At 62.3% G+C, this 1,725-nt stretch carries 3 protein-coding genes; all 3 read right to left on the bottom strand.

The window, feature by feature from the left end; all coding sequences use genetic code 11:
• Window positions 1-543: zinc-binding alcohol dehydrogenase family protein (locus tag Q8K05_RS08045; protein WP_305246087.1), on the bottom strand; the 543-nt coding region annotated here is incomplete at its 3' end.
• Between the two features lie 43 nt (window positions 544-586).
• Entirely contained in the window at window positions 587-1,396 is an 810-nt protein-coding gene (locus Q8K05_RS08050) for an enoyl-CoA hydratase (RefSeq protein WP_305246089.1), read from the bottom strand.
• Window positions 1,396-1,725 (bottom strand): CoA transferase (locus tag Q8K05_RS08055; protein WP_305246091.1); only part of this gene is annotated, 330 nt, incomplete at its 5' end. The genes Q8K05_RS08055 and Q8K05_RS08050, both read right to left, overlap by 1 nt.

The raw sequence follows: 1,725 nt of genomic DNA on the forward strand, positions 1-1,725 counted from the left end.
CAGCGGCTTGAGGCGAGCGAGTTTTTCGGCCGAGCCGGACGTGCCTATCACCTTCGCCCCCAGGGCCTTGGCGGTTTGCAGGGCGGCCACCCCCACCCCGGACGACACACCATTGATCAGCAGCCACTCATCGGCAGCCAGGCGGCCCTGCAGTACCAGCATGTCATAAACCACCAGAAAGGTCAGCGGAACGCTGGCCGCCTGTTCCCACGACAGGTTCGCGGGCATCACCATGGCTTCGCGCACATCCATCACGGCATATTCTGAAAAAGCGCCAGGACAGCGCCCCATCACCCGATCGCCCGGCTTCAGGCTGCTCACGCCCGCGCTCAGCTTGACCACCTCGCCGGCACCCTCCATGCCCACGGCCTTGGCGGTGCCCGATTTGCCGTGCAGCCCATGGCCGGCAATGAACTCGCCCCGGTTCAGGCTGGCTGCATGCAGGCGCACCAGCACCTGCTGTGGGCCGGGCTCGGGCTGCGGCACATCGCGCAATTCCAGTTCGGCCTGGTCCCCGGTCATTTGCATCCAGTAAGACTGCATGGGTGTTGTTCTTTCTCTCTGTTGGGACTGAAATGAAGCCAGCTTATTTCCCGATAAAGACGGGTTTGCGTTTTTCCATGAAGGCCTTGCGGCCCTCGGCATAGTCGGCACTGTCAAAGCAGCCGCGGATCAGTTGCTGGCACAGCGCCCGGTCCAAGTCGGGCGAAGGCTTGAGGATTTCAGCCGTGATGGCCTTGGCCGCGCGTATGGTCAGCGGCGCATTGACCGCCATGGCGGAGGTGTACTCCGCCAGCAGGGCAGGCAGCTGTTCAGGCTCGCACACGCGCGAAATCAGACCCAGCGATCTGGCCTCGTTGGCGTCAATCTTGCGGGCCGTGAAAAACAAATCCTTGGCGGCGCCGGGACCTATCAGGTCCACCAGGTTTTTCATGGCCGAGTAGCGGTAGCCCAGGCCCAGGCGGGCAGCGGGAATCGAGAAAACCGAATCGGTAGAGGCAATGCGGATGTCGCAGCTGATCGCCACATTTACCCCGCCCCCGATGCAATAGCCGCGAATACACGACAGCGTAGGCTTGCTGAAGTTGAGGATGCTCATCAGCGCGTTTTCCGCCATGTGCTCGTAGCGCGTCACGGCCTCTTGTGCAGCGCGCATGTCTTCAAATTGCGAAATATCGGCGCCGGACACAAATGATTTTTCGCCTGCGCCCGAGAACACCACGAGCCGCACCCTGTCATCGGATTGCGCCTGGCTCAGGAGCGCCGGGACGGCTTCCCACATGTCCACCGACAAGGCGTTGTGGCGTGCCGGGTTATTGAAGCGGATATGCAGCGTGGCGGCATCGAGCCAGGTCTGCACGCGCTCGGTGGGGGATTCATAGCTTGTCGTCGTCATCAGTACACTCCAGTTGATTTCATGCGTGCCAGGTCTTCGCGGCTCAAGCCCAGTTCACCCAGGACTTCCTCGGTGTGCTCGCCCCGGCGCGGAGCGGCACGGGCAATCGTGCTGGGCGTGCGCTCCAACTGCATGGGCTGACCCACCAGCCGCTGTGCGCCAAGATGGGTGGACACCACGTCCTTGACCATATTGAGGTGCTGAATCTGCGGCTCCTCAAACACCTCCTTCAGATTGCTGATGTGGCCGCAGGCGACGCCACCCGCGTTCAGGCGCTCGATCCAGTAAGCACGGTCCTGCGCGACCAGTCGCCGGTTGATTTCGGCATT

The organism is Polaromonas sp. (assembly GCF_030682935.1).
GTDB lineage: Bacteria > Pseudomonadota > Gammaproteobacteria > Burkholderiales > Burkholderiaceae_C > Polaromonas.